We start from the raw sequence: 20,430 nt of genomic DNA, 5'->3' as shown, positions 1-20,430 counted from the left end.
CGGTGGGCCGGTGTGGCACTTCGAGGGAAGATCCACTGGTCGGTTCGGGTGGGGCGTGAGGGTTGTGATGAGAGACGTGGTGCTGGCTGGACGGTACCGCCTGGCCGAGGAGCTGGGCCGGGGCGCGAGGGGGGTGGTGTGGCGCGGCGTGGACGAGCGGATCGGCCGCCCGGTGGCGGTCAGGGTGCTGCCGCCCGCGTACGGCGAGCCGCAGGCGTACGAGCGGCTGGCCGCCGAGGCGCGGGCGCTGGGGCGGTTGCGGGACCGGCGGGTGGCGGAGCTGTGGGACTACGGCCAGGCAGCGGACGGCACGGTGTACGTGGTGACGGAGCTGGTCGACGGTCATACGCTGGCACACGCCGCCGCCGGGGGCCCGGCCGAGGTGGCCTGGGTGCTGGGCTGGGCGTGGCAGGTGTGCCAGGCGCTCGAGGTCACGCACGCGGCCGGCCTGGTCCATCGCGGTATCAGGCCGACGAACGTGATGCTCGCCGACGGCGGCGCGGTGAAGCTGCTGGACACCGGGATCGCCTGGGCGGTGCACGACGCCGGGCGTCGGCTGCGGCCGGTCCCGGAGGGCGGCGCGACCGGCGTGCAGGCGTACATGGCGCCTGAGCAGCTGACCGCGCCCGCCGCCGCGCCCACCATCGACACGACCACCACCACCGCGCCCGCCGCTGTGGACGGGCGGGCGGACCTGTACGCGCTCGGCTGCGTGCTCCACCGGCTGCTCACCGGCGCGCTGCCCGCCCACGGCGCCGCCGACCGGCGGGTGCTGCCGCCGCCGCCCTCCACGCTCCGGGCCGGGCTGCCCGGTGAGGTGGACGCCCTGGTCCTGGCCTTGCTCGACCCCGACCCGGCCCGTCGGCCGAACGACGCCACCGCCGCGGCCGACCGGGTCACCGACGCGTGGCGGGCGTGGACCCGCGACTGTGACCGCGGCCTGTTCGCGGCGGCACCCCGAACCGGCGCCGCGAAGGCGCCCGCCCCGGGGTGCCTGCCCGCCCTGGAGCGCCTGGACACGCTGGCCGGCCAGCTCCGCAAGCATCCGATCTGGGACCGGCGCATGCCGCAGGTCCGCGAACTGCGGCACCTCGTCGAAGACCTCGCCCAGCTCCCGGGCGGCCCTCTCCACCGGGCCGACCTCGGCGGCCTTCCGCTGGACGGCGCGCAGCTCAGTGGCGTGGACCTGGCCGACGCGGACCTGACCGACGTGAGCCTGACCCACGCCGACCTCACCCGCGCGAGCCTGACCGGCGCGATCCTGCACAACGCGTGCCTGCACTTCGCGGACCTGAGCGACGCGAACCTGGCCGAGGCACACCTGACCTGCACGGCCCTGCCCCGGGCGATCCTGCGCGAGGCGAACCTGGCCGGCGCGAAACTGAACGAGGCGTACCTGTACTGCGCGGACCTGAGCGGCGCCCACCTCGGCGGAGCGAGGCTGCCCGACGCGGACCTGACCTGTGCGAACCTGGCCGGTGCTGACCTGCGCGGCGCGTACATGTACCGGGCGAACCTGAACGAAGCGAACCTGCACGAAGCGGACCTGGCCCACACGTACCTGCACCACGCGAAGCTGAGCAGGGCAAGCCTGCGCAAGGCCGACCTGAGCGGCGCGGACCTGAGCGAAGCGACCCTGTACGACGCGAACCTGGACCGCGCGAACCTGACCGGCGCAACGTTGACCGGAGCGGACCTGAGCGACGCGACCCTGTACGAGGCGACCCTGCACGACGTGGAACTGACCCGTGCGACCCTGACGAAAGCGAACCTTCTCGGAGCGAGACTGACCCGCGCGAACCTGGCCGAAGCGCGCCTGGACCGCGCGGACCTGTGCCGGGCGAACCTGGCCGACGCGAACCTGACCGAAGCCGACCTGAGCGGCACGGACCTGTGCCAGGCGAACCTGACCAGGGCGAACCTGACCGACGCGAGAATGACCGACGCGAGGATGAGCAGCGCCGACCTGACCGGCGCCACCCTGTGCCGAGCGAACCTGTACGACGCGGACCTGCTCAGCGCACAACTGAGCGGCGCAGACCTGAACGGCGCGGACCTGAGCCGTGCGGACCTGCGCCTCGCGAACATGAGCGAAGCAGACCTGACCGGCGTGAATCTGTACCGCGCGGACCTGACCGGCGCACAGCTGAACGGCGCGGACCTGAGCGGCGCGGACCTGCGCCTGGCGGACCTCACCAGAGCGGACCTGACCGGCGCACATCTGACCGGCGCGGACCTGACAGGAGTGCGGTGGTCCCAGGAGACACAGTGGCCCACCGGAGTCACCTGTCCGGAAGGACCTCTCCCTCAGAGCGGTGACGCCGGCCGGCCTTCCTGAACCACCGCGGTGCCCGGTCGACAACGCGGCGGGATCGAGTGGCGGCCACACCGGCCGTACTCAGTGAGGCGGCTCGAGGCGAGGCCTTCAGAACGGGCGGTGGACGTGGCCTTCGGTGCCCGCCCGGATTGCGCTGTTCAGCTCTTGCGGGCCAGCGGTTGCCCGGCGAAGCTCACCCCTGCAAGGCCATGGGCCATGAGGTTGCGAATGTTGCCGTGGTCAGTGTCGTTCGGCGTCGCCAGCACGCTGCGATAGTGCTCACCGAATGCCAGCAGCGCCTCCTGGCCGCTCAGCCCTTCCAGCAGGGCCAGTCCCAGGGTCTTGCAGGAACCCTCGTTCTCACCTGCGGCATTTTCCAGGTCCCCGTTACGGAACGCCTGTGGCTGATAGGCGTAATGCGCGGTGATGAAGGCCAGGGTGGCGGCGAACTCGTGCTCACCCGACGCGAGGCTTGCCCGCAGCGAGTTCAGATCAGTCATGATGCTTTCCCTGGGTTGAGCAGACGGTCCGATTGCCGTCCGTGACCGGATGACGATACTTCCTCGAAGCCAGCCGGCAAGAACCGGGCCACATGTCGGAATGAGCGGCATCTCCGCAGGTCACGATGTGTGTCTGTGTGACCCGCCGAGAGCCGGTTTCGGTCGGGGCCATCGGCCGCGAGGGCGGTGCTGATCAGCAGGCCTGTTGCCGTCCCGTCCTGTGCGGCAGGGAGGCTCGGTCGTGTGCCGTGGCAAGGTCGGACGATGCATCCTTGGAGGATCAATGTGGCGTGAACTCGTGGAGCAGTACGACGACGTCGATGCAACAGACCCTGCGTCCGAGCAGGACTTGCTCGATGCGGAACGCCTGCTGGGAACAGCCTTGCCAACCGGCCTGCGAGCACTGCTTCTCGAATCCAACGGTGTGATGGACGAAGACGGCACAGATGTCATCTGGGGCGCGGAGCAGATGGCCCGGACCAACCAGGAGTTCCGGACGAGGGAGGATTTGAGGGACCTGTACATGCCGTTCGATGCTCTCCTCTTCTTCGGGGACAACGGTGGTGGAGACCAATTCGCCCTTCCGGTTTCGCCGGTGCGTCCTGATGTCTTCGTATGGGACCACGAGAATGACAGTCGGACTTGGGTGGCATCGAGCATGGAGGAGTACCTTCGAAAGGCGCTCGCGCAACCCGGTGAGGACTGGTATCGCTGACCGGCCGGTCCTCGATCCAGCGATAAGGAACACCCCGTGTCCTTCCGTTCGCCGTACGGTGGGCGGAGCCGAAAGACTTCCTGCTTCATAGGCTCGCTTGCCGCGTCCGGCGGACCAACGTCTTGCGAATCGTCTCGAATGACCTCGGCCTGTGGGCAGTTGCTTCGTCCCTACCCACACGCCACCTCCACATGATCAACTGGACAGCTCCTGGCGGCCCGCGACTCGCAGGGCCTAACGTTGATCCATGATCAAGATGCTGTCACGGGTGGAACTGTGCCCGCTCGCCCTTTCCGACCAGGACGAATTCTGCGCGCTCGTGCGGGCCAGCGTCGAGCTGCACCAGCCATGGATGCAGCTCCCCACGACCGCGGAGGAGTTCCGGGTCTGGATGCGCCGCTTCGACGACGGTGCCAACCTGGGATTTCTCGTCCGTGTCCGGGAGACGGGTGCGGCCGCCGGCATGGTCAACATCAACTCGATCATCCGGGGCCGGTACCAGGGCGCGTCCCTCGGATATGCGGCCTTCGCCCCGTCCGCAGGGCACGGCTACATGACCGAAGGTCTCGCCGCCACCCTCCAGTACGCCTTCACCGACCTGCGGCTCCACCGGCTGGAGGCCAACATCCAGCCGGCGAACAAGGCGTCTCTGGCCCTGGTCCGGCGGCTGGGCTTCCACTACGAAGGGGTTTCGCCCGCGTACCTCTACATCGACGGCGGCTGGCGGGACCACGAACGCTGGGCCGTCACCGCAGCGAGTCCCTGGATACCGGATCCGTCCCTTCCCTCTCGGTAGGGCGACTGCCGCTCGCCGGCCGGGGCCGGGGCCGGGGCCGTGGCTGTGGCCTTGTGGCTGCCCCGGTAGGCGCACACCGCCTCCTGCTCCGCCCGATCGACACGACGCCCCCGGAGGGTGTGCACGGCACCGCACCCCGCGGGCCATACCGGCCCGATCCGATGGAAACGGCCTAGGCTGCCTCCGTGAACGTCATCCTCTTCGGGGCGACCGGCATGCTCGGCCGGGGCGTCCTGCGCGAGTGCCTGCGCGACGACTCGGTCGAGAGCGTCCTCGCCATCGGCCGCACCCCGCTCGGCGTCAGCCACCCCAAGTTGCGCGAGTGCGTCCAGGACGATCCGGCCGACCTGGTCTCCGCCGGGGTCGATCCGGCCGCGTACGACGCCTGTTTCTTCTGCCTCGGCGTGTCCTCCGTCGGCATGAAGGAGGAGGCGTACCGGCGCGTCACCTACGACCTGACGCTCGCCGTCGCCCGGCCCCTGGCCGCCGCCAATCCCGGCATGACCTTCGTCTACGTGTCCGGCGAGGGCACGGACAGCACCGAGCGGGGCCGTTCCATGTGGGCCCGTGTCAAAGGAAAGACCGAGAACGACCTGCTCGAACTCCCCTTCCGCGCCTACATGTTCCGCCCCGGCATCGTCCAGCCGGTGCGCGGGGTGTCCTCCAAGGCCCGTATCTCCCGGATGTTCTACGCGGTCCTCGGCCCCCTCGTTCCGCTCGTGCGGCGGGTCGCGCCGAACCTCGTCATCACCTCCGAGGCCTTCGGCCGCGCCATGATCGCCGTCGCCACCCCCGGCACCGAGGTACCCGGCCACATCCTGCGTCCCGCCGACATCAACCGCCTGGGTGCTGCCCCGACCAGGCATAATTGACTACCGGGCACACCCTCCCGCGCGTGAGAATGAGCCATCTCAAACCGGGAGGACCCCATGAGCCAGGAGACCCTGACTCTGCATGACCTGCTGCCCGCACAGGCGCTGGCGGACTCGATCGACGCCGGGTACGTGACCCGCAAGTCGCACCCCGAACTGCCGCTGTCCATCTACACCTACACACGGACGGCCCAGTACGAGCGCGTCTGGAACGAGGTCACCACCCGCTGCCGCGGACTCGTCGCCGACGACACCACCGGCGCGATCGTCGCGCTGCCGCTGCCCAAGTTCTTCAACGTGGGCGAACACGAGTCGGGTCAGCCGTACGCCCCCGCCCTCCCGGACGAGCCGTTCGAGGTGTACGACAAGGTCGACGGCAGCCTCGCCGTCGTCTTCCACTACGCGGGCCGCTGGCGGGTCGCGTCCAAGGGGTCCTTCATCAGCGCCCAGGCGACCTGGGCCCAGCGCCGGCTCGACGGCCGGGACACCGCGGCCCTGCGCCCCGGCACCACCTACCTCGCGGAGATCCTGTACCCGCAGAACCGCATCGTCGTCGACTACGGCGAGCGCCGGGACCTCGTCCTCCTCGCCGCCTTCGGCCCGGACGGCACGGAGGTCCCGCTCGCCGAGGCCGCGTCGCACTGGGAGGGCATCGGCTCCGTCGTCACGGTGTGGCCCGCCATGCCCATCGGCGAGCTGATGGCGCTGGCCGAGTCCAACACCCTGCCCGGCGGCACCACCGCCACCGGAACCCAGGCGGAGGGCTTTGTGCTGCGGTTCGCCTCCGGCGTGCGCGCGAAGGCCAAGCTGTCGGAGTACGTACGTCTCCACCGGGTGCTCACCAAGGTCACCGAGCGGGACATCTGGCGCGCCCACGGTATCCAGCGGTTCGCCGGCCTGCCCGCCAAGCAGCTCGCCCAGGGCCTCGGTTCCACGGTCGCCGAGATCGAGGCCTCGGGCGGCAAGCCGCTCGACGCGCTGCTCGACCAGGTGCCGGACGAGTTCGACACGTGGGTGCGCGAGGTGATCGACCGGATCGAGTCCGAGGCCGCGCTGCGCGAGCGCGCCATCGACGAGGCGTACGCGGGACTCGTGCACCTGGCCGCCGACCGGGGGGCGTTCGCCCGCGCGGTGAAGGCGCTGCCGGACCGGGAGGTCCGGGCCGCGATGTTCCTGCGCCTGGACGGCCGGTCCACGGAACTGGCCGTATGGCGGAACGTGCGGCCGGAGACGTCCGACCCCTTCACGAACGACGAGGAGAACTGACCCGTGTCCGAAGAGACACCCAACCGTACGGACGCCACCGCGACCGACGACGTCATCGCGGACGTCATCGCGGACGCCGCAGCGGCCGTGGCCGCCGCCGAGGAGGCCCCGCTGCCCGTCGTCCACGTGATGACGGGACTGCCCGCCTCCGGCAAGACCACGGCCGCGCGCGCCCTGCAGGCCGAGGCCGGAGGCCGTATGCGCCGCGTCAACCTCGACGACCTGCGCCTCATGCTCGACCTGCCGGACCCGGCACGCGGCCGCAGCTACGCGCACGAGCAGACGGTACTGGCCGTCCAGGACGCGGCGGTCCGCGCAGCGGTCGACGGCGGTTTCGACGTGGTCGTCGACAACACCCACCTGACCAAGCACATCCCCAAGCGGCTCAAGGCGGCCGTCGGCGGTCTCGCGACCTTCGTCGTGCACGACTTCACCGATGTCCCGCTGGAGGAGTGCCTGCGCCGGGACGCCGCCCGGGAGCGTCAGGTCGGCGAGGAGATCATCCGTGTCCTGGCCGAGAAGCACCAGAAGGCGCGCAAGGGCGGCTGGCGGCTGACGACGGAGTGGATGAACGGCGGGGCGAGTGGCGTGGCAGCGCCGCCCGTGACGCAGTACGTGCCCGACCCGGCGCTGCTGGCGGCGGTGATGTGCGACATCGACGGCACGCTCGCACTGACCGGCGACCGGGGGCCGTACGACTTCTCGCGCTGCGAACGCGACCTGCTCAACGAGTCGGTACGGCACGCGCTCGACGCCTTCCGGCGCGCCGACGGCGACGTGATCGTGCTGCTGTCGGGCCGCGGCGAGGAACACCGCCCGCAGACCGAGGCCTGGCTGCGGCGCCACGAAGTGCCGTACGACGAGCTGTGGATGCGCGCGGCGGGCGACACACGCCGCGACGACGTGGTCAAGGCGGAACTCTTCGACACGCACGTGCGCCACCGGTACGCGGTCCGGATATCGCTCGACGACCGGGACCGGGTGGTGGCGATCTGGCGCCGGATGGGCCTGCCCACCTGGCAGGTCAACTACGGCGACTTCTGAGGGGACCGGGCCGTGGCGAGCGTGCTGATCGTGGATGCCGCCAACGTCGTCGGCTCGGTGCCGGACGGCTGGTGGCGCGACCGGCGGGGCGCGGCCGTCCGGCTGCGCGACCTGCTCGCGGGCCGGGGCGGTGACGAGGAGATCATCCTCGTCGTCGAAGGCGCCGCCCGGGGCGTCGAGTCCGTCCCCGGCGTACGGGTGGACCCGGCGCCGGGGAGCGGCGACGACCGGATCGTGGAGCTGGCCGCGGCGTACGCGGAGCGCGGCTGCGTCGTGGTCACGGCCGACCGTGAACTGCGCGAACGGGTCCGGGCGTACGGCGTGGAGTGCGTGGGGCCCCGTGCCGTACGCCCGGTGGACTGACCTGCCGACCGGATACGGGTCAGCGGCAGTACTTCACCTCGGAGAGGTTCTTGACGTAGCGGGCGGAGACCCAGCGCTCCTTGTCGTACGCGACCTTGGGCTGGGCCTCCTGGTTCCATTCGCTGTTCCGCTCGGCCAGGCGGTACCAGATGCCGTTGCCGTCGACCTTTTCGCCGTGCTTCTTGCAGGAGATCTCGACCCGGCTGTTCGGGTACACGCGGCCGAGGGCCTGCGCGTGGGTGCTCGGCCTGCTGCGGACCGTCAGCGGACCCTTCGACACGACCCGGCCGGTGGCGCGCTCGCCGGGGTACACGACGCCCGGCTGCGACCCGCCGACGACGATCTCCCGCGGCCCCTGGTTGTCCGCCGGACCGTCGTCCGCGACGGCGGCGCCCGCTCCGACCAGACCGAGAACCAGGCTTCCGGTGGCGAGAGCGAGGGTGGTTCTGGTGGGCTTCAGCATGAGCCGGCTCCTCTACGAAGACATCCGCCCGGGCCGCGACGCGCGGCGCGGGGTGGCAACCAGGCGGTTGCCAGGGACGACTATGACGAGGAAGGGGTGCATAGCCCCGGTGGCGCACCGCTGTTTAACCCGATATGGCCAATTTGGCCAGCCAGAGTGCGCCAGAAGGGTGTGCCGGGTGCCGCCGCTCGTCCTCCTCCCGGATGCCCTGATCGCGCGATTCGGGGTGCGGGCGGCGGCGGCCCGCGCCAGAGTGGGGGCCATGGGTATCGATGACTACGGCGGCGGCGCCGGCGCACACGAGAGCGGCGTCCTCGTCGTGACGACCAACGACGTTCCCGGCTACCGGGTCGAGCGGGTGATCGGCGAGGTCTTCGGCCTCACCGTCCGCTCCCGCCACCTCGGCAGCCAGATCGGCGCGGGCCTCAAGTCGATGATCGGCGGCGAGCTGAAGGGCCTCACCAAGACCCTGGTGGAGACCCGGAACCAGGCCATGGACCGCCTCATCGAACAGGCGAAGGCGCGCGGCGGGAACGCCGTGCTCATGATGCGCTTCGACGTCACCGACGCCTCCGACGTCGGCACCGAGGTGTGCGCGTACGGCACGGCCGTGGTCCTCGTCCCCGCCTCCACCTGATCCCCGGCAAGCTCTGAGACCAGCGAGCGGACCGGGCTGCCGCTCGGATCCGGCGCCTGCCGCGCGCCGTGCGCCGAGGGCGTCGCGCGCCGTCGTGGGCCGCCGGTACGGTGGTGGCCCGGCGACGAAGGGGCGGCCCGATGAGTCAACGCAAGTCCGCGGCAGAGGTGTTCGACGAGATGGGCGAGCGCTACGAGGAGGTGTTCGGGCGCGTTCCCGGTCAACTGGCCGCCCTGGACTGGCTCACCGCACGACTGACCTCCGGAGCGCGGGTGTTGGACGTGGGCAGCGGTACCGGCCGGCCCACCGCGGAGACGCTGTCCCGGGCCGGCTGCGCCGTCACCGGCATCGACGTCTCGGCGGCCATGGTCGAACTGGCCCGCACCAGGGTCCCGCAGGCCCGATTCGAGCAGGCCGACGTCCGCACCTACACGCCGGAGCGGGCCGATTTCGATGCGGTGTGCTCCTTCTTCCCACTGCTGGTGATGGATCAGCCCGAGGTCGCCGGGGCACTGGACCGCATGGCGTCCTGGGTCGCCCCCGGCGGGTACTTCGTGATGGCCACGGTGCCGGGGGACATCCGGGGGCTGGACATCGAGTGGATGGGCCACGAGGTCACCGTCAGCAGCCTCTCCACCGCCGACCACCTGGCCAGACTCGCAGACCGGGGCCTGGAGGTGCTGCACCACCACACCGCGCACTTCCAGCCCGCCGACGATCGGGCGGGCCCTGAGGAACACCTCTTCTGCTACGCCCGCCGGAGCGTGTGACCGGCCGGGTCGGCCGCCTCGTGGCCGACCCGCCGGACGATGGCGTCGGCGGCAGGTAGCGCGTCCAACTGCCGTACGGGGCCGCGTGCCTCACGGGGAGGCGGGTGTCCTGTCGCTACGGGGCGCCCGCGCGCCCGCCTGCGGCGTGCGGTCCGGACGCAGACCCGCGGCCAGCCCCACGATCACCACCAGCAGCCCCAGCCACACCGCCGGGCCCGGGACCCCGCCGCCCGCGAGAACCCCCGCCCCGGCCGCGGCCAGGGGCGCGACCCCGGTCAACAGCCCGGCGCGGCCGGCGCCCACGGCGGCCACCGTGCGGTACCAGAGGAGGAAGGCCACCGCCGTCACCATGACGGCGAGGTATCCGGTGGCCGCCCACTGGCTCGCCCCCAGCGACATCACCCCGGCCGGGCTCTCGCAGACGACCGTGAGTCCCACCAGCATCAGCGCCCCCAGCCACACCGCGTGCACGGACACCCCCCACGCGCCGTGCCGGCGCAGCACCGGCACCGCGAGCAGGGTGAAGCCGGCCTCGCAACCCAGCGCGAGCGCGGCCCAGCCCACCCCGGCGGCGTCGGTCCGGCCCGTGCCCTCGACCAGTACCGCCCCGGCCACCACGACCGGGGCCGCCAGCAGCACCCGGCGGCTCGGACGCCGCCCTTCCAGGAAGGGGCCGATGAGACCCAGCAGAATCGGTACGGAGGCCACCGCAACGGCGATCACGGCCGGCTCGGCATGCGCCACCCCGCGGACCACGGCCACGTTGAACAGCACCAGCCCGGTCGCCGCGATCCCCGCCAGCCACAGCCACTCCCGGCCGCGCGGCTTGTGGATCGGCACCCGCGCGGCCCGGGCCAGGCCGAACAGCAGCAGCGCGGCGGCCGCGTACCGGACGGCCTGGGTGGCGAACAGCGGGGCGTCGACGAGCGCCCGCGAGACCGTGACGCTGCTGCCGACCAGCGCCATCCCCGCGATGCCCGGCGCCAGGTCCCGCACCGAGGTGGACGGGGGAGCGGGGGCGGGAACGGGAACGGGAACGGAGGAAGGAGTGCGGTGTGTCTGCATGCGGTCCAGCGTGGTCGCACAATGGCCCCATGAGCAGGTCCAAAGACAGCCCCACCAAGAGGTCCAAAAGCCCCAGCGGCTCGGACTTCCTCCAGCTCGACGTCGACCGGGCCCCGCCGGGCGGCCGCACCGAGTGGCTGGCGGGCCGGCTCCGCGCCGCCATCGCGGACGGCACCCTCCCTGTCGGCAGCCGGCTCCCGGCCACCCGCGTCCTCGCCGCCGAACTCCGCGTCTCCCGGGGGCTCGTCACGGAGGCCTACCAGCGCCTCGCGGAGACCGGCCAGGTCAGCGGCCGGGGCCGCGGCGGCACCGTGGTCGTCGCCGCACCGCCCCCGGCGGCCGCGCCGGCACCGGCACCGGCGCGCGGCGGGCTCGTGGACGCTCTGCGCGCCGTACCGTGCCGGATCGACCTCTCGCCCGGGGTCCCCGACCTGACCGCCTTCCCGCGTACGGCCTGGCTGCAGGCCGAGCGCCGGGTGCTGGCCGGGCTCACCCCGGCCGACTTCGGCTACGGGAACCCGCAGGGCGCCCCCGCCCTGCGGGAGGCCGTCGTCGGCTGGCTGGCCCGGAACCGGGGGATCCGCGCCGACCCCGAAGAGGTGATCGTCGTCGCGGGCGTCGCCCAGGCGCTGGCGCTGCTGGCGCACGTCCTGCGGGAGGAGGGCGTGCACCGGGTCGCGGTCGAGGACCCGGGCTCGCTCGGCGCCCGCCAGCAGCTGGAGTACGGGCGGCTGGAAACCGTGCCGGTACGGGTGGACGAGGCCGGGCTGGACGTCGCCGGGCTCCGCGCCAGCGGGGCAGGGGCCGTCCTGCTCACCCCGGCGCACCAGTTCCCGACCGGGGTCGTCCTCGACGGCGAGCGCCGCCGGGACCTGCTCGGCTGGGCGGCTGCCGGGGGACTGGTCATCGAGGACGACTACGACGCCGAGCACCGCTACGACCGGGCCCCCGTCCCGGCACTGCGCGCGCTGCTGCCCGAGGGGGTCTGCTACGCCGGGAGCGTGTCCAAGCTCCTCGCCCCCGCCCTGCGCCTGGGCTGGCTGCTCGTACCGCCCCGGCTGCGCGACGCCGTGACCGCCGCCAAGCGCTACGCCGACCTGGGCAATCCGGTCCTCGCCCAGCTGGTCCTCGCCCGGCTGATGGACTCGGGCGAACTGGAGCGGCACCTGCGCTTCGTCCGCCGCCGACACCGCCGTCGCCGCGATGCCATGCTCCGGGCCGTCGACGGGCTGCTGCCCGGGGCACGGGTGCACGGCGCGGCCGCCGGGCTGCACCTGATGGTCACCTTCGACGGAGCCGACTTCGAGGACACGGCCCTGGCCTCGGCGGCCCTGGACCTGGGGGTGAAGGCCCACCCGCTGTCCTGGCACCGCGTCGAGCCGGGCCCTCCCGGCCTGGTCCTCGGCTATGCGGCCGGCTCCGCGGGCGAGATCGAGGACGGCATCGCCACCTTGGCCATGGCCCTGAGGAGCGTCCTGGGCAGGCCGCCGGAAACCGGTCGGAAAGTTTTTCCGGAACGGCGGCAACCTCCCGGGGGGTCGCGCGTCGTGCGGGGGTGAAGGGCGTGGTCCCGCGCCCTCGACCCGACCGTGGAGATCCACCGTGAAGAACCTGAAGCGTGTCCCCCCGGCCGCCCGCCGGGCGGCCGTCACCGCTGCCGCCGCCGGGGTGGCCGTCGCCCTCGCCGGTCCCGCCTTCGCCGCGAGCGGCGGCTCGGCCGCGCCCTCCCCGTCGGTCAGTGTGCCCGCCGGCGCCTCGCCCACCGCGGGTGCGGTCAAGCCCTCCCCGTCGGTGAGCACCCCGCCGAGCGCGGGATCGGACACGAGGAGCGCTTCCCCCAGCGCCGCGCCCAGCGCTTCCCCCAGCGTCCGCCCGTCGGCCCCGGGTTCGGACGCCAGGCCCAGCGCGTCCCCCTCCGAACCGGCCGCCGCACCCGGCGCGCCGGAGCTCGCGCATACTGGCTCCTCGGCGACCACCATCGCCATGGGCGCGGGGGCCACCGGTCTGGTCCTCGCCGGCGCGGGAGCCCTGTACGCCGTGCGGCGCCGCGCGAACGGCTGAGGAATCCCGTGCTCCAACTCGCACCACCCGTCGGCCCCCTCACGCCCGGCTTCGGCCGGGCGTGGCGGGGCCTTTGGTCGTTGCTGCGCCGCGAGCGCTCGGCCCCGCCCACCTCCCCGCGGTCGCATCCGGACCGGTACCGCTCCCCGCACGGTTCCTCGTACGGGCCGTCGTACGGGCCCTCCTCCACGTACGACCACACGGGCCACGGCGCGGCGCGGCCGCCCACCGTCAGCGAGCTCTACCACGCGCACCGGTTGCGGATGGTCCGCCTGGCGGTGCTGCTCGTCGACGACCTGGCCACCGCCGAGGACGTGGTCCAGGACGCCTTCACCGCCCTGTACCGGCGGCACGGCGAGCAGATCACCGAGGTCGACAACGCGTTGGGCTACCTGCGCACCGCGGTGGTCAACACCTCGCGCTCCGTGCTGCGGCGCAGGCGCACCGTCCGGTCCTGGACCCCGCCGGCAGCGGCCGACATCCCGTCCGCCGAGGATCACGTGGTCCTGGACGAGGCGCACCGCGAGGTGCTCGCCGCGCTCGGCCGGCTCACGCCGCGCCGCCGCCAGGTCCTGGTGCTGCGGTACTGGGCCGATCTCAGCGAGGCGGAGATCGCGACCACCCTCGGGATCAGCCGGGGAGCGGTGAAGTCCAATGCGAGCCGCGGCCTGGACGCCCTGGAGCGGATTCTGGAGGGACGGATATGACGCGTGACGGTGAAGGCCTCGCCGAGCGCCCTGTCGAGCGGCGGCTGCGGCAGGCCCTCGACGCGCGCGCGGAGAGCATCGACGTCCGCCGGCTGCGGCCGGCGGACCCGCCGGGTCCGCTGCCGGGACGGCTGCGCATCGCCGGGCTGCGGCGGTTCGCACTGCCGCTGGCAGGTCTGGCGGCCGCCGCGGCCGCCGGGGTCGGCTACCTGGTACTGGCCCCGGATCCGGCGCCCGGACCGGTGCTGCCGGCCACCCCGCCGAGGATCACGGCCCCCGGCCCGTCCTCGGAGCACCCGGCGTCGCCCACACCGCAGCCGTCCCCCTCCGGGGCGCGGAGCCCGGGCGTGGACGCATCGGGGAGCCCGGCGGCTTCCCCGCCCCCGGGCCGGTCGGTGAGCCCCTCGGCCCCGGTCTCGCCCAGGGCGTCGGGCGCGGCGCCCCCGTCGGCGAGCCCGTCGGCGACTCCGTCCGGCGCGCGCGGGAGCGTCGTGACCTCCTCGCCGCGGCGCTAGGGAGAGATCGGCTCCCGGGGCTCGGCTCCCGGAGCTCCGCGCTCGGAGCTCCGTGCTCAGCGCCGGAGGTTCTCCACCGCCGCGACCAGCGGGGCGAGTTCGGGATTGAGCGAGGCCTCGTCCAGGGCCTCGCGCAGGGCGGTGTCGTTGGTGGGGCGGGCAGCGGCCAGCAGGGCCAGGCCCGCCTCGCTGACGTCCGTGTAGATGCCGCGCCGGTCGGTGTCGCAGATGTAGCGGTTCAGCAGGCCGCGGTCCTCCAGCCTGCTGACCAGCCGGGTCGTCGCGCTCTGGCTGAGGATCACCGAGTCGGCGACCTGGTGCATCCGCAGGTGCCCGCCCGGTCCGCTGTGCTGGCGGCTGAGCACGTCGAGCAGTGAGTACTCGCGCACGCTGAGGCCGTGACCCGCCTGCAGCGCCCGTTCGATGTGTGCCTCGATCCGCCCGTGCAGGAGGGAGAGGGCGCACCAGCCCTGGGAGAGGGCGGTGAGCGCGCTGTCCGTGGCCGTCATGGGCTCCTCCATCGAAGCGTCCCGGGCTGGGGTGTGTGACTCCCAGGATAGTCCACACGCGCAATAGCCCGCGCTTGCAAATAGCCCGCGTATGCAATTAATGTGGACGCATGCAATCGGCGGCCGCAACCAGCGGCGACCGTCCTGAACGGCGCTGATCAGCCCTGATCGGCCGCGATCCTGCCGCTGCCGCCCCTGCATCCGGCACCACCCCCTCCCCTGAAGGACACCTCCCGCCATGCCTCTCGCACTCCTCGCCCTCGCCGTCGGGGCCTTCGGGATCGGCACCACCGAATTCGTGATCATGGGCCTGCTTCCCGAGGTCGCCGGTACCTACGGGGTGTCGATCCCCACGGCCGGCTTCCTGGTCACCGGCTACGCCCTCGGCGTCGTACTCGGCGCGCCGCTCATGACCGTGCTCGGCACCCGCATTCCCCGCAAGCGCATGCTGATGCTGCTCATGGGCTTCTTCATCGTGGGCAACGTGCTCTCCGCCCTCGCCCCCGCATTCGGCGTCATGCTCGCCGGCCGTGTCGTCGCCTCCCTCGCCCACGGCGCCTTCTTCGGCATCGGCGCGGTCGTCGCCGCCGAACTCGTCGCCCCCGAGAAGAAGGCCGGCGCGATCGCCATGATGTTCACCGGACTGACGGTGGCCAACGTGGTCGGCGTCCCGCTCGGCACCCTCGTCGGGCAGACCCTCGGCTGGCGCGTCACCTTCCTGATCGTCGCCGCGCTCGGCGTCGTGGGCCTGCTGGGAATCGCCAGACTGGTACCCGAGCTGCCCCGCCCCGAGGGCGGCGTACGGATCCGCCGCGAGCTCGCCGCCTTCCGCAACGTCCAGGTGCTGCTCGCGATGGCGATGACCGTCCTCGGCTTCGGCGGCGTCTTCGCCGCGATCACCTACATCACCCCGATGATGACCGACGTCGCCGGCTTCGCCGACTCCTCCGTCACCTGGCTGCTCGTCCTCTTCGGCCTGGGCATGGTCGCAGGCAACCTCATCGGCGGCCGGTACGCCGACCGCGCGCTCATGCCGATGCTGTACGTCGCCCTGGGCGCCCTGGCCGTCACGCTCGCCGCCTTCACCCTCACCGCCCACACCAAGGCGGGCGCGGCCGTCACCGTCGTACTGATCGGCGCCCTCGGCTTCGCCACCGTGCCGCCGCTCCAGAAGCGCGTCCTCGACCAGGCCGCCGGGGCGCCCACCCTGGCCTCGGCCGTCAACATCGGCGCCTTCAACCTCGGCAACGCGCTCGCCGCCTGGCTCGGCGGGCTCGTGATCGCCGCCGGCCTCGGCTGGACCGCCCCCAACTGGGTCGGCGCGGCACTGGCCGCCTCCGCCCTGGTGCTCGCCCTTCTCTCGGGCGCACTGGAGCGCCGCACGGCGGGACGCACGGCCCACGGCGACCGGGGCACCGTCGTAGCCGCCGGAGTGCCCGGGACCTCCCCGGCCGTACCCGCCCACCACTGACCCACCCCGCACCCCCGTACGCACCCCCGCAAGGAGATCCACCGCATGTCCACCCCCACCCCCACCCGCACCGCCGTCGCCCCCCTGACCACGCAGGACGCCGAGCTGCTCGTCGCCACCGCCACGGCCGCCGCCGAGGCGGCAGGGGCCACCGTCAGCATCACCGTCCTCGACGCGGGGGGCCACCTGCTCGCCTTCCGCCGCGACGACCGGGCCGTGCTGATCTCCGGCGAGACCAGCACCCGCAAGGCCTTCACGGCGCTCCAGCTGAATGCGCCCACCGCCGACCTCGTCGAAGCCGTCCGGCCCGGCGGCCCCTTCCACACGCTGCCCACCGCACTCGACCGTCCGCTGCTGTTCATCGCGGGCGGGCTGCCCGTCCACCGCGACGGCCGTCTCATCGGCGCCGTCGGCGTCGGCGGCGGCGCCCCCGACCAGGACCACGGCTTCGCCGTGACCGCGCGGGACGCCCTCGTCCGAGACCGCCGGGTCGCGCCCCCCGGTCCCCCGTGCCACGTTGGTACGGGGGACACAGGCGCATGATGACGACACCGAGGCGGCACAAGAGGGTCCACACCATCGCGACGGCCACGGTCGCCGCGCTGGTCACCCTCGCCCTCCCGGGCTGCACGGCCGCCTCGGACGAGGCGCGCGCCCCCGGCGCCGCGGACTCCTCCACCGCCTCCGCTGCCTCCGCCGCCTCCTCCGCGACGGCGGCGCGCCCGGCCGAGGCCGCCCCCACCCCCACGCCGACCCCGTCCTACCCGCTGTCCACCGCCCCGCGCACCATCCCGGCGGTACGGGAGCACGAACCCGCCCGCGGCCCCGGATGGAAGCCCACCCCCGATGCCCGTGTGGTCGTCGCGCCGGACGACACCGCCGCCCTGTCCGACGAGGCGAAACTGCTCGCCGGTGAACTGAGCATCGGATACGGGGAGTCGGCGGCGCCGCGGGCAGGGGACGTGGAGCTCTCCCTGGACACGGGAGCAGCCGGAGGCCCCGAGTCGTACACCCTCGACGTCAAGGACGGCCGGGTCCGCATCAACGGCCCCGACCAGGCCGGCGTCTTCTACGGCACCCGCACCCTCAAGCAGGCGGTCAAGAGCGGCGGTTCGGCCCCCGAGGGAACGGTGCGCGACGCTCCCGCCAAACCGCAGCGCGGCCTCAACCTGGACATAGCCCGCAAGTTCTACACCCCGGACTGGATAGAGGACCGGCTGCGCGAGATGGCCGACCTCAAGCTGAACCAGCTGGGCCTGCACTTCTCCGACGACCAGGCCTTCCGGATCCAGTCCGACACGCACCCCGAGATCGTCTCCACCCCGCACCTCACCAAGGCCCAGGTCCGCGAGATCAACGCGCTCGCCGCCCGGCTGCACATCACGGTGGTCCCCGAGATCGACTCGCCCGGCCACCTCGGCGCGGTCCTGCGGGCCCACCCCGACCTACAGCTCCGCGACACACAGGGGCGAGCGGTCAAGGGCGCCGTGGACATATCGAACCCGGCGTCCGCCAAGCTCGTGGACGAGCTGCTGCGCGAGTACATTCCGCTCTTCCCCGGCGGGTCCTGGCACCTGGGCGCCGATGAGTACCAGGCGCTGGTCTACCGCGACCCGCAGGCCTCCTTCCCCCAGCTCGCGCGAGCGGCCCAGCAGCGGTACGGGCCCTCGGCGCGGGTCCAGGACCTGGCGACGGGCTGGCTGAACGACCGCGCGGACGTCGTCCGGCCGTCGGGGAAGGCGCTCAAGGCGTGGAACGACGGATTCTTCGCGGGCGGGGTGACGAGCGCCGCCAAGGACATCCAGGTCGAGTACTGGACCGGCAAGGAGACGGGCGCCCGGCCGCCGCTGGAGTACCTGCGCGAGGGCCGCAAGGTCGTCAACCTCAACGACGAGTTCCTCTACTACGTGCTGGGGCAGCCCAACCAGTTCACGTACCCCACCGGTAAGCGGATCTACGAACAGTGGACCCCGCTCGTCCTGCGCGGCACCACCCCCGTCCCGGCCTCGTACGGGCCGCAGATCCTGGGCGGGCGCCTCGCCATCTGGAGCGACCTGGCCGGCGCCCAGACCCAGGCCCAGGTGGCCGCGGGCATCCAGGCTCCGCTCGCCGCGTTCTCCCAGAAGGTGTGGGACTCCCGCGCGCCCCAGCTGCCCTGGTCCGACTTCAAGGCGCTCGCCGACCGCCTCTGACCCGTCCGGGCCGTCTCGTCCGGGCCGTCGCCGAGGGTCGGTTTCCTACGGGCGGTCTCCTACGGGTGGCCGGCGCGGCCCGGGCGCTGCCCGCGACGCCGCAGCCACTGGATGGCCGGCGGCAGGGCCAGGATCACCGCCGCCGTCCAGACGGCGGCGAAGACCCAGATCAGGAGCCGGGAGACGGTGACCGACGCCGCCACGAACAGCGCCGCCGCCAGCGCACCGAGCAGCCAGGCTGCCACGATGCGCTGACGCCGGTGCGACGTGGACCGCAGGATCCGGTCGAGCGAACGATCACCCTTGAGTTCGGCCTCGATCGCGGAGAGGGCGCGCTGCTCGCGATCGGAGAGTCCGGCTCCGTCCATCACGACGTACCTCCGCCGGCTGCTGCCGTCGGGCGCGGGTCGCAGCCTCTGGCCTGGGAATACCCGGCCTGACGCGGTCCAACCCCCGCGGGACGCGGTGATCGCGGGCCGCGGTCACCAGATGGAGTTGACCCACTCCGGGTGGTCGATAAACGGGTTGCGGTTGTGCTGGTACACGTCGAATATCACCTGGTTGCGGCGCTGCTCGAAGGCGTCCGGCGGGTCCATCTGGTTCCACTGCTTCAGCAGGCTGATCCGGCCGAAGAGGGGCGCGGAGCCGTTGTTGACCTTGTCGTTCATCTCCAGGTCCGCGAAGCCGTCACCCCCGTCGTAGCGGACGGCCATGTAGAGCAGCATCCGCGCCACGTCGCCCTTGACCGCGTCGCGCGGCTCGAAGGAGTCGCCGTCGGTCAGGCTGCCCGGCGCCTCGCTCACGGGGCTGCCGCCCTTGTCGAAGTCCTTGTTGCCCCGGGTGCTGTTGACGGTGACGTCCTCGGGGCGCAGGTGGTGCAGGTCGGTGCCCGGACCGGTGGCGGTGCCGAAGTCGCCGTGGCTCTTGGCCCAGACGTGCTCGCGGTTCCAGTCGTTGACCCCGCCGCCGTTCGTCGCCTTGGACTGGGAGCGGCCGGAGTACACCAGGATGACGTTGTTGGAATTCGCCGGGTCCTGGTCGGTGACCTTCAGGGCGTTCCACACGCCGTCGTAGGTCACCTTCGACTGGGTCTTGATGATGTTGTGCAGGGCGGTCTTCAGCGCGGCCCCGGTCTTGCCCTGGGCGCTCGCGTAGTAGTCCGCGTACGGGTCCACCGCGGCTGCGGCGGCCGTCGGGCTCTCGGGTGCGGTCGTGCGCTGCTGGCCGGCGGACGCGGCCGCCGGTACGGCGAACAGGGCGGCGGCGGCGAGGGCGGCCGCCCACGGTGTCAGGCGCGAGATTCTCATCGGGTGGGGGGTACCTCTCCATACGCACCGTCCCCGCCCGGGGAATTGGCGGAGTGTCAGTGGCAGAGAGAGGGTCACATTGTCATGTGCCCAACAGGTGAAAACCACGTGTCGGAACTGGGGGATCTTCGTGTGTGCCGGCTGTCCGCCGCGGGCAGGGTAGCGGTGGCCCCGGGCGGGGCCGGACCGACCATGACCAGCCCTATCTGGAGCAGCCCATGGCAGTGAAGATCCTCATCGTGACCGGCGACGCGGCCGAATCCCTGGAGGTCCTGTATCCGTACCAGCGCCTGCGCGAGGAGGGGTACGAGGTCCACATCGCGGCGCCGCAGGTGAAGAAGCTGCGGTTCGTGGTGCACGACTTCGAGGAGGGGTTCGACACCTACACCGAGAAGCCCGGCTACACCTGGCCGGCCGATCTGGCCTTCGTGGACGTGGTCACCGAGGACTACGCGGCCCTGGTCGTCCCGGGCGGCCGGGCGCCGGAGTACCTGCGCAACGACCCGGAGGTCCGCCGGATCCTGGCCGCCTTCGCGGAAGCCGACAAGCCGATCGCCCAGATCTGCCACGGCCCGCTGATCACCGCGGCGGCCGGCGGGCTGACCGGCCGCCGGGTGACCGCGTACCCGGCGCTCGAACTGGACATGAAGGCCGCCGGGGCCGAGTTCGAGGACTCGGAGACCGTGGTCGACGGCACGCTGGTCTCGGCCAGGGCCTGGCCCGACCACTCGCGCTGGATGCGGGAGTTCCTGACCGTGCTGCGGAGCAAGGCCCCGGTGGTCTGAGCGGTGTCGCACGGGCGGCCGTGACCCCCTGCGCCAGGGGATCACGGCCGTCGGGTCGTGCGGGGTGAAGGCCGA

The 20,430-nt window shown here is 72.6% G+C and carries 23 protein-coding genes; 17 read left to right on the top strand and 6 right to left on the bottom strand.

Going from position 1 to position 20,430, the window contains the following annotated elements; genetic code table 11:
• Nucleotides 1-79: 79 nt before the first annotated feature.
• Complete coding sequence (locus tag OG373_RS04480; protein WP_405435990.1) at nucleotides 80-2,338, top strand: serine/threonine-protein kinase; 2,259 nt, start codon at nucleotides 80-82, stop codon at nucleotides 2,336-2,338.
• Between the two features lie 137 nt (nucleotides 2,339-2,475).
• Here the strand turns inward: OG373_RS04480 and OG373_RS04475 are convergent, their stop codons facing one another.
• The gene (locus OG373_RS04475) at nucleotides 2,476-2,817 is read right to left on the bottom strand and encodes a HopJ type III effector protein (RefSeq protein ID WP_405435988.1); all 342 of its coding nucleotides are present in this window, start codon (nucleotides 2,815-2,817) and stop codon (nucleotides 2,476-2,478) included.
• Nucleotides 2,818-3,115: 298 nt separating this feature from the next.
• Here OG373_RS04475 and OG373_RS04470 point away from each other — a divergent pair, with 298 nt between their 5' ends.
• The 6 genes from OG373_RS04470 (at nucleotide 3,116) to OG373_RS04445 (ending at nucleotide 7,873) form a co-directional block, all read left to right on the top strand.
• Nucleotides 3,116-3,532, top strand: a complete 417-nt coding sequence (locus OG373_RS04470; protein ID WP_405435986.1) for an SMI1/KNR4 family protein — start codon at nucleotides 3,116-3,118, stop codon at nucleotides 3,530-3,532.
• Between the two features lie 247 nt (nucleotides 3,533-3,779).
• A complete protein-coding gene (locus OG373_RS04465) occupies nucleotides 3,780-4,328 on the top strand; it encodes a GNAT family N-acetyltransferase (RefSeq protein WP_405435984.1) in 549 nt (182 codons plus the stop codon).
• A 185-nt stretch (nucleotides 4,329-4,513) separates the two neighbouring features.
• Complete coding sequence (locus OG373_RS04460; RefSeq protein ID WP_405435978.1) at nucleotides 4,514-5,200, top strand: epimerase; 687 nt, start codon at nucleotides 4,514-4,516, stop codon at nucleotides 5,198-5,200.
• Nucleotides 5,201-5,257: 57 nt separating this feature from the next.
• Entirely contained in the window at nucleotides 5,258-6,466 is a 1,209-nt protein-coding gene (locus OG373_RS04455; protein WP_405435976.1) for an RNA ligase, read from the top strand.
• A gap of 3 nt (nucleotides 6,467-6,469) precedes the next feature.
• Nucleotides 6,470-7,510 carry an AAA family ATPase gene (locus OG373_RS04450; RefSeq protein WP_405435974.1) on the top strand — a complete coding sequence of 347 codons (1,041 nt, stop codon included), beginning with the start codon at nucleotides 6,470-6,472 and terminating at the stop codon, nucleotides 7,508-7,510.
• A gap of 12 nt (nucleotides 7,511-7,522) precedes the next feature.
• A complete protein-coding gene (locus OG373_RS04445) occupies nucleotides 7,523-7,873 on the top strand; it encodes an NTP pyrophosphohydrolase (protein WP_397727631.1) in 351 nt (116 codons plus the stop codon).
• Nucleotides 7,874-7,892: 19 nt separating this feature from the next.
• Here OG373_RS04445 and OG373_RS04440 read toward each other — a convergent pair whose 3' ends face one another.
• A complete protein-coding gene (locus OG373_RS04440) occupies nucleotides 7,893-8,336 on the bottom strand; it encodes an SH3 domain-containing protein (RefSeq protein ID WP_405435972.1) in 444 nt (147 codons plus the stop codon).
• A gap of 262 nt (nucleotides 8,337-8,598) precedes the next feature.
• Here OG373_RS04440 and OG373_RS04435 point away from each other — a divergent pair, with 262 nt between their 5' ends.
• Complete coding sequence (locus OG373_RS04435; protein WP_030389243.1) at nucleotides 8,599-8,973, top strand: YbjQ family protein; 375 nt, start codon at nucleotides 8,599-8,601, stop codon at nucleotides 8,971-8,973.
• 140 nt (nucleotides 8,974-9,113) lie between these two features.
• Nucleotides 9,114-9,743, top strand: a complete 630-nt coding sequence (locus OG373_RS04430) for a class I SAM-dependent methyltransferase (RefSeq protein WP_405435970.1) — start codon at nucleotides 9,114-9,116, stop codon at nucleotides 9,741-9,743.
• A 90-nt stretch (nucleotides 9,744-9,833) separates the two neighbouring features.
• Here OG373_RS04430 and OG373_RS04425 read toward each other — a convergent pair whose 3' ends face one another.
• The gene (locus tag OG373_RS04425; protein WP_405435969.1) at nucleotides 9,834-10,808 is read right to left on the bottom strand and encodes a DMT family transporter; all 975 of its coding nucleotides are present in this window, start codon (nucleotides 10,806-10,808) and stop codon (nucleotides 9,834-9,836) included.
• Between the two features lie 29 nt (nucleotides 10,809-10,837).
• On the opposite strand from OG373_RS04425, the gene OG373_RS04420 reads away from it, so the two are divergent.
• The 4 genes from OG373_RS04420 to OG373_RS04405 are packed head-to-tail and all read left to right on the top strand — an operon-like array spanning nucleotide 10,838 to nucleotide 14,091.
• Entirely contained in the window at nucleotides 10,838-12,367 is a 1,530-nt protein-coding gene (locus tag OG373_RS04420; RefSeq protein ID WP_405435968.1) for a PLP-dependent aminotransferase family protein, read from the top strand.
• A gap of 43 nt (nucleotides 12,368-12,410) precedes the next feature.
• Nucleotides 12,411-12,869 (top strand): LPXTG cell wall anchor domain-containing protein, encoded by a 459-nt coding sequence (locus tag OG373_RS04415; protein WP_405435967.1) that lies wholly within the window; start codon nucleotides 12,411-12,413, stop codon nucleotides 12,867-12,869.
• Nucleotides 12,870-12,877: 8 nt separating this feature from the next.
• Nucleotides 12,878-13,576: an RNA polymerase sigma factor gene (locus tag OG373_RS04410; RefSeq protein WP_405435966.1), complete on the top strand. Its 699-nt coding sequence runs from the start codon at nucleotides 12,878-12,880 to the stop codon at nucleotides 13,574-13,576.
• Nucleotides 13,573-14,091, top strand: a complete 519-nt coding sequence (locus OG373_RS04405; RefSeq protein ID WP_405435965.1) for a hypothetical protein — start codon at nucleotides 13,573-13,575, stop codon at nucleotides 14,089-14,091. Before OG373_RS04410 ends, OG373_RS04405 begins: the two co-directional genes overlap by 4 nt.
• 56 nt (nucleotides 14,092-14,147) lie before the next feature.
• Here the strand turns inward: OG373_RS04405 and OG373_RS04400 are convergent, their stop codons facing one another.
• Nucleotides 14,148-14,600, bottom strand: a complete 453-nt coding sequence (locus OG373_RS04400) for a MarR family winged helix-turn-helix transcriptional regulator (protein WP_405435963.1) — start codon at nucleotides 14,598-14,600, stop codon at nucleotides 14,148-14,150.
• A 238-nt stretch (nucleotides 14,601-14,838) separates the two neighbouring features.
• Here OG373_RS04400 and OG373_RS04395 point away from each other — a divergent pair, with 238 nt between their 5' ends.
• Genes OG373_RS04395 through OG373_RS04385 form a run of 3 tightly spaced genes read left to right on the top strand, consistent with a single transcriptional unit; the run spans nucleotide 14,839 to nucleotide 18,263 of the window.
• Entirely contained in the window at nucleotides 14,839-16,071 is a 1,233-nt protein-coding gene (locus OG373_RS04395; RefSeq protein ID WP_405435961.1) for an MFS transporter, read from the top strand.
• Between the two features lie 45 nt (nucleotides 16,072-16,116).
• Nucleotides 16,117-16,614 (top strand): heme-binding protein, encoded by a 498-nt coding sequence (locus OG373_RS04390; protein WP_405435959.1) that lies wholly within the window; start codon nucleotides 16,117-16,119, stop codon nucleotides 16,612-16,614.
• Entirely contained in the window at nucleotides 16,611-18,263 is a 1,653-nt protein-coding gene (locus OG373_RS04385) for a beta-N-acetylhexosaminidase (protein WP_405435957.1), read from the top strand. Before OG373_RS04390 ends, OG373_RS04385 begins: the two co-directional genes overlap by 4 nt.
• 59 nt (nucleotides 18,264-18,322) lie before the next feature.
• Here the strand turns inward: OG373_RS04385 and OG373_RS04380 are convergent, their stop codons facing one another.
• Nucleotides 18,323-18,631, bottom strand: coding sequence for a DUF3040 domain-containing protein (locus tag OG373_RS04380; protein ID WP_397727611.1), 309 nt, complete (start codon nucleotides 18,629-18,631; stop codon nucleotides 18,323-18,325).
• Nucleotides 18,632-18,745: 114 nt separating this feature from the next.
• Nucleotides 18,746-19,570: an endonuclease I family protein gene (locus OG373_RS04375; protein ID WP_405435955.1), complete on the bottom strand. Its 825-nt coding sequence runs from the start codon at nucleotides 19,568-19,570 to the stop codon at nucleotides 18,746-18,748.
• 218 nt (nucleotides 19,571-19,788) lie between these two features.
• Between OG373_RS04375 and OG373_RS04370 the strand changes: the two genes are divergently transcribed.
• On the top strand, nucleotides 19,789-20,355 hold the full coding sequence (locus tag OG373_RS04370; protein WP_397727607.1) for a DJ-1/PfpI family protein: 567 nt from the start codon (nucleotides 19,789-19,791) through the stop codon (nucleotides 20,353-20,355).
• Nucleotides 20,356-20,430 lie beyond the last annotated feature (75 nt).

Source organism: Streptomyces avidinii (genome assembly GCF_045161815.1).
GTDB classification, from domain to species: Bacteria; Actinomycetota; Actinomycetes; order Streptomycetales; family Streptomycetaceae; genus Streptomyces; species Streptomyces avidinii.
The sequence above is the reverse complement of the archived record's forward strand: the minus strand, read 5'-3'. Positions and strand labels throughout refer to the sequence as shown.

Bases quoted from the DNA above. Each gene is read 5' to 3' on its own strand.
- OG373_RS04475 (WP_405435988.1), bottom strand. From the start codon at position 2,817: ATGACTGATCTGAACTCGCTGCGGGCAAGCCTCGCGTCGGGTGAGCAC.
- OG373_RS04465 (WP_405435984.1), top strand. From the start codon at position 3,780: ATGATCAAGATGCTGTCACGGGTGGAACTGTGCCCGCTCGCCCTTTCC.
- OG373_RS04455 (WP_405435976.1), top strand. From the start codon at position 5,258: ATGAGCCAGGAGACCCTGACTCTGCATGACCTGCTGCCCGCACAGGCG.
- OG373_RS04440 (WP_405435972.1), bottom strand. From the start codon at position 8,336: ATGCTGAAGCCCACCAGAACCACCCTCGCTCTCGCCACCGGAAGCCTG.
- OG373_RS04435 (WP_030389243.1), top strand. From the start codon at position 8,599: ATGGGTATCGATGACTACGGCGGCGGCGCCGGCGCACACGAGAGCGGC.
- OG373_RS04430 (WP_405435970.1), top strand. From the start codon at position 9,114: ATGAGTCAACGCAAGTCCGCGGCAGAGGTGTTCGACGAGATGGGCGAG.
- OG373_RS04425 (WP_405435969.1), bottom strand. From the start codon at position 10,808: ATGCAGACACACCGCACTCCTTCCTCCGTTCCCGTTCCCGTTCCCGCC.
- OG373_RS04420 (WP_405435968.1), top strand. From the start codon at position 10,838: ATGAGCAGGTCCAAAGACAGCCCCACCAAGAGGTCCAAAAGCCCCAGC.
- OG373_RS04405 (WP_405435965.1), top strand. From the start codon at position 13,573: ATGACGCGTGACGGTGAAGGCCTCGCCGAGCGCCCTGTCGAGCGGCGG.
- OG373_RS04400 (WP_405435963.1), bottom strand. From the start codon at position 14,600: ATGACGGCCACGGACAGCGCGCTCACCGCCCTCTCCCAGGGCTGGTGC.
- OG373_RS04395 (WP_405435961.1), top strand. From the start codon at position 14,839: ATGCCTCTCGCACTCCTCGCCCTCGCCGTCGGGGCCTTCGGGATCGGC.
- OG373_RS04390 (WP_405435959.1), top strand. From the start codon at position 16,117: ATGTCCACCCCCACCCCCACCCGCACCGCCGTCGCCCCCCTGACCACG.
- OG373_RS04385 (WP_405435957.1), top strand. From the start codon at position 16,611: ATGATGACGACACCGAGGCGGCACAAGAGGGTCCACACCATCGCGACG.
- OG373_RS04380 (WP_397727611.1), bottom strand. From the start codon at position 18,631: ATGGACGGAGCCGGACTCTCCGATCGCGAGCAGCGCGCCCTCTCCGCG.
- OG373_RS04375 (WP_405435955.1), bottom strand. From the start codon at position 19,570: ATGAGAATCTCGCGCCTGACACCGTGGGCGGCCGCCCTCGCCGCCGCC.
- OG373_RS04370 (WP_397727607.1), top strand. From the start codon at position 19,789: ATGGCAGTGAAGATCCTCATCGTGACCGGCGACGCGGCCGAATCCCTG.